The 5,315-nt window shown below is 72.5% G+C and carries 4 protein-coding genes and 1 pseudogene; 1 reads left to right on the top strand and 4 read right to left on the bottom strand.

The genetic code is table 11. From position 1 onward, the window contains the following. Positions 1-544, bottom strand: a pseudogene (locus tag BFF77_RS36015) (hypothetical protein); the annotation flags it as partial. 287 nt (positions 545-831) lie between these two features. On the opposite strand from BFF77_RS36015, the gene BFF77_RS28555 reads away from it, so the two are divergent. Beyond that, positions 832-1,500 (top strand): ABC transporter ATP-binding protein, encoded by a 669-nt coding sequence (locus tag BFF77_RS28555; protein WP_066955499.1) that lies wholly within the window; start codon positions 832-834, stop codon positions 1,498-1,500. 170 nt (positions 1,501-1,670) lie between these two features. Here the strand turns inward: BFF77_RS28555 and BFF77_RS28550 are convergent, their stop codons facing one another. From BFF77_RS28550 to BFF77_RS28540, 3 genes are all read right to left on the bottom strand, one after another. Beyond that, the gene (locus BFF77_RS28550) at positions 1,671-3,119 is read right to left on the bottom strand and encodes a DUF445 domain-containing protein (RefSeq protein WP_079125573.1); all 1,449 of its coding nucleotides are present in this window, start codon (positions 3,117-3,119) and stop codon (positions 1,671-1,673) included. A 248-nt stretch (positions 3,120-3,367) separates the two neighbouring features. Further along, the gene (locus BFF77_RS28545; RefSeq protein ID WP_079125572.1) at positions 3,368-4,114 is read right to left on the bottom strand and encodes a DUF1707 SHOCT-like domain-containing protein; all 747 of its coding nucleotides are present in this window, start codon (positions 4,112-4,114) and stop codon (positions 3,368-3,370) included. Positions 4,115-4,145: 31 nt separating this feature from the next. Continuing rightward, positions 4,146-5,162: an ABC transporter ATP-binding protein gene (locus BFF77_RS28540; protein WP_066955501.1), complete on the bottom strand. Its 1,017-nt coding sequence runs from the start codon at positions 5,160-5,162 to the stop codon at positions 4,146-4,148. Between the last annotated feature and the right edge of the window lie 153 nt (positions 5,163-5,315).

Here is a 5,315-nt window from a genome sequence, read left to right as displayed (position 1 = left end):
CACCCGCCCCCGTACCGGCACCTGCGCCCGGGGCCGCGCCCGCACCCGCCCCCGTACCGGCACCTGCGCCCGGGGCCGCACCCGCGCCCTTAGCCGTGCCCGTGCCCGTATCCGTACCCCTGCCCGGCAGCTCGCCCGCCACCAGGGTGATCCGGGAGCGGTCCAGCGCGGCGAAGTGGGTCAGGTCCGGTTTGTCCCCGGCCACGGCGGCGGCGGACGCCCGGAGCGATCCGGGCAGCGCGTACGGTCCCGAGCGCTCCAGCCTCCGTACGGTCACGGGCAGTCCGCCGAACGTCTCCCGCGCGCTCCGGACCACGGCCTCCTCCGCCGCGTCCCGCCGCTCGGCCGGCACATCCGCGCTGACGACGAGCACGGCGGACGCGGCGTCCCGGCCGCGCAGTGTCTCGCGCAGCGCGGTGTCCCCGACCGAACCCGAGAACGCGGTGAGGGCGGCGAGCACACAGGTGGTCAGCACCACCGCGAGGAGCGCGGCGGCCAGCAGCAGCCGATGTCCCGCCGCGCGCAGAAAGACGAACCCCGTCACACTTCCCCCGACGACCCGCACACCGTTCCGCCCGAACGGCTCTCTTCCGGGTCTCGCCCGTTGATCCACGCTCAGCCAAACAGAAAACGATCCCATTGCCTACCCCAGGAGGCCCGCACATACTGTGGCCGGGCGACAGCCACAGGCCACGACGCGCGGGGGATGCGCCCATGACGGAACCCACCAGCACACACGGGACCAGCACGAACGGGACCGCCACTCACGCAACGGCCGCTCAGGAGACGGCCGCCCGGAGGACCACCACACGCCCCGGCCCCGCTGAACCGATGGTCAGGGCCGAGGACCTGCACCGCTCGTACGGCACCGGCCCCGCCGCCGTGCACGCGCTGCGCGGTGCCTCGCTCGACATCGCCCGGGGTGAACTGGTCGCCCTCAAAGGGCGGTCCGGGGCCGGGAAGACCACGCTGCTCAATCTGATCGGCGGCCTGGACTCGCCGGACCGGGGCCGGGTCGTCGTCGACGGCACCGACCTCTCGGGGCTCGGCGGGAACGAGCTCCTGGAACTCCGCCGCGACCGCATCGGTTTCGTCTTCCAGTCCTTCGGTCTGATCCCCATCCTCACGGCGGCGGAGAACGTGGGGGTGCCGCTGCGGCTGCGCAGGGCGGAACCGCGCGAGCGCGAGGAGCGGGTGGCGCTGCTGCTGGCCCTCGTCGGCCTCACCGAGCACGCGGCGCAGCGCCCCGCCGAACTCTCCGGCGGCCAGCAGCAGCGCGTCGCCATCGCCCGCGCCCTCGCCAACCGGCCGGCCCTGCTGATCGCCGACGAACCGACCGCCCAGCTGGACGCCCGCACCGGCCTCACGGTGATGGAGCTGCTGCGCACGGTCGTACGGAGCGAGGGCGCGACGGCCCTGGTCGCCACGCACGACCCGCAGTTGCTCGAACTGGCGGACCGGGTCGTGGAGCTGAGCGACGGCCGGATCGTCGAAGATTGAGAGACGGGCGGGCACGCGTTGAACGCACCGGGGCCGGGCCACGTACTCAAGGGCAACTCCCCCATGGTGGCTGGGCGCGTGCACCGGACGACAAGGTCCGGTGCACGCGCCCAGCACTTTTCCCGGCTTTTCCCGACTTCTCCCGGGGGACGGTCCTGGGGCCGGGTTGCTCACGCGCCCAGCGCGTGCGCCACCGTGTAGATCAGCAGCCCCGCCAGCGCGCCGACCACCGTGCCGTTGATCCGGATGAACTGGAGGTCCCGGCCGATGTGCGCCTCGATCTTCCTGGAGGTGTCGGCGGCGTCCCAGCTCCGTACCGTGTCCGAGATCAGGGACGTGATCTCGCCGCGGTACGTGGAGACGACATACCCCGCCGCGTCCTCGATCCAGCCGTCCACCTTCCCCTGGAGCCTGCCGTCCGTCGCCAGCCGCGCGCCCAGCGAGAGCAGCGAGGCACGCGCGCGCAGACGCAGTTCGCTCCGGTCGTCCTCCGCCGCGGACATGATCATCGCGCGTACGGAGGCCCAGGCGGAGGCGATGATGTCCTGCACCTCGGGGCGCGCCAGCAGATCCGACTTCAGCCGCTCGACCCTGGCCCGGGTCTCCGTGTCCGACTGGAGGTCCACGGCGAAGTCCCGCAGGAAACGGTCGATGGCGCCGCGCGCCGGGTGGTCGGGCATGTCGCGCATCTCCGTGACGAAGCGCAGCAGTTCCTTGTAGACGCGGTCACCGACCTTGCGGTCGACGAATCGGGGCGTCCAGCCCGGCGCGCCGCCCTGGACCGCGTCCATCACCGAGTCCGCGTGCTCCACCAGCCAGTCGTGCGCGCGGGCGCAGATCAGATCGACGGCGCGGTGGTGCGAGCCGTCGGTGACGACTCTCGCCAGGGTCTTGCCGAGGACCGGCGCGACCTCGGCCGCGTCCGCGCGGCGGGTGATCGCCTCGCCGACGATCGCCTGTACGTCGGAGTCCCGCAGGACTCTCAGCGCACCGCGCAGCGCCGTGGACAGCTCGGCGGTGACACGGTCCGCGTGGGCCGGTTCGGCCAGCCACGTACCGAGCCGGCCGCCGATGGCGAGGGCGCGCAGCCGGGTCCGTACCACCTCGGCCGACAGGAAGTTCTCCCCCACGAACGAGCCCAGTGAGGCCCCGAGCTGGTCCTTCTTGTTCGGGATGATCGCGGTGTGCGGGATGGGCAGGCCGAGCGGATGCCGGAACAGCGCCGTCACCGCGAACCAGTCGGCCAGCGCGCCCACCATGCCCGCCTCCGCCGCGGCGGCGACATAGCCGGTCCAGCCGCCCGCGCCGGAGTTCTTCGCCCAGGTGGCGAGGACGTAGATCACGGCGACCAGCAGCAGCAGACCGGTGGCGGTGGTCTTCATCCGGCGGACGCCACGGCGCTTCTCCTCGTCGGCGGCCGTGTACGCGAAGGAGCCGAGGGTGGCGCTCAGAGGGGAGGGCTTGCGGGGGCCGCCCGGCGGTGCGGGCGGCCCCGAAGGTCCCGCGCCGTGAACACCGTCACCGGCGTGACCGCCGTCACCACCGTGGCCGCCGTCACCGTCGGCAGCGCCACCACCGTCGCCGGCTTCCGCCGCCTTCTCCGGATCCGTACGTTCCATTCCGCTCCATCCGTCCGCGTGCGCGTCGTGCCCGCGAGCCCGCCCCGACACATTGTCCCTGTCTGAGGTACTCCCGAAGCGCGCGGCGAGTTCCCGCGCGTACGGGCGCGAGCCCCACCCGGCGGCGGACGGCCTACGGCTGACGGAGGACGACTGAGGGCCGGCGGCTGACGACTGAGGGCCGAGGGCCGACGCCTGATGGCGGACCCGAACCGCGTGAACCTCGCCCATCGGCGCGCCCGCCGGCGTCAGTCCAGTTCCTTGCGGTCCTTCTTCTCCAGCCTCTGCCGCTTCCGCTCCTCCTTGAGCCGGCGCTTCTCCGACTCCCTGATCTTGCGCTCCACGCCGACCCCGCCCATCAGGGCGAACCCGGTGATGATCACCCGCGGCGAGCCCGGGCTGACCTCGGCCTCGCCCACCTCGCCGAAGCCGCCCATGAAGCCGAAGCCCCTGACCTCGACATCCATGTCCGGCGGCACGGTGACATGGACGCCGCCCATGACCGTGAAGCAGCGGATCACCACATCGCGGTCCTCGAACCGCGCCTCGCGCAGATCGATCTCACCGCCCGCCTGGAGGACGACCGCCGTGAACGTCCGGCCCACCGTCCAGGTGCCCTTGCGCCCGAAGCCGCCCCAGAACGCGAAGGCGCCCTTGGACGTGGCCCGCTCCTTGCCGATCCGGTCCGACCAGGTGCTCACACCGCCGCCCGACGCGGGCGCGAGCGCCACATCCGTCGCCGTGCCGGGCGCGGGCAGGTCCCGTACCAGCGGCACCAACTCGCCATGGGTACGGGCCTTGTACGCCGCGTCCAAACGCTCGTCGAACTCCTCCATGTCGAGCCGGCCCTCGGCCACGGCCTCGCGCAGCCGCTCCGCGATCTGCTCCCGCTCGGCGTCGGAGGCGCGCGTATCGGGATCCGGACCGGCACCGCCGGAGCCGGCACCGGAACTCGGACTGGGACCGGGACCTGGCGCGGGCCGTTCACTCGTCATGGCAGCAGAGTAGTCACCGCCGGAGCCCGCGTCACACGGCTGATCGATCGACGTACATCTTGGCGATCACCGCCTCGATGTCCGGCTCCCGCACCGACAGATCGACCAGCGGATACTCCGCCGCGATCCGGGCGACCAGGGGCGCCGCCGACTCCGTCGCGGGAAAGGCGAGCCACTGGCGCGGCCCCTCCACCCTGACCGCCCGCGCACCCGGCAGCCCGATCGGCGGAAGCTCACGTTCCAGATCGACGACGAGCGTCCGCTCGCTCTCCCCGACCTCGTGCAGCCCGGCCGGCGCGCCGTCGTACAGCAGCCGGCCGTGGTCGATGACCATCACCCGCTTGCAGAGCTGCTCGATATCGGTCAGATCGTGGGTGGTCAGCAGGACGGTCGTGCCGCGTTCGGCGTTCAGGTCCCGCAGAAACCCCCGGACCTTGGCCTTGGAGACCACGTCGAGTCCGATGGTCGGCTCGTCCAGATACAGCACCTCGGGATCGTGCAGCAGCGCCGCCGCGATGTCGCCGCGCATGCGCTGGCCGAGCGAGAGCTGCCGTACGGGTACGTCCAGCAGCTCGGCCAGATCGAGGAGTTCGACGCACCGCTCCAGATTCGCCCGGAACCGCGCGTCGGGGACGCGGTACATCCGGTGCGCCAGCCGGTACGAGTCGATCAGCGGCAGATCCCACCAGAGCGTGGTGCGCTGCCCGAAGACCACGCCGATCCGGTGCGCCAGCCGCGTGCGCTCCCGGGACGGATCGATGCCCGCGACGCGCAGGCGACCGCCGCTCGGGGTCAGAATGCCGGTGAGCATCTTGATGGTGGTCGACTTGCCCGCGCCGTTGGGGCCGATGTAACCGACCATCTCGCCGCGCGGCACCCGGAAACTGATGCCGTCGACGGCCCGGACCTGACGCTTCTCACGGCGCAGCAGGCCCGCTCCGCGCCGTACGTCGAAGACCTTCTCGACGCCCTCCAGCTCGATGAAGTCCGCGTCACCGCCCGTGTCACCACCACCGCCACCGCCGCCCGCGCCGCCGTCCGTACCCATGCTCATCCACGCTCCCTGATCCGCCCTGCTCCAGCAGCAGGCCCTCAAACCCTGTCCGGCCCCGGCCGCTCAGCTACGGAGGTACCTGGCCGCCTAGGCCCTGTCCGGCGGATCTTCGCGGGTCCGCGACGCCCGGCACGGCACCTCGCCGCG

The organism is Streptomyces lushanensis (assembly GCF_001700515.1).
GTDB classification, from domain to species: Bacteria; Actinomycetota; Actinomycetes; order Streptomycetales; family Streptomycetaceae; genus Streptomyces; species Streptomyces lushanensis.
This window is presented reverse-complemented; position numbering and strand designations above follow the sequence as displayed.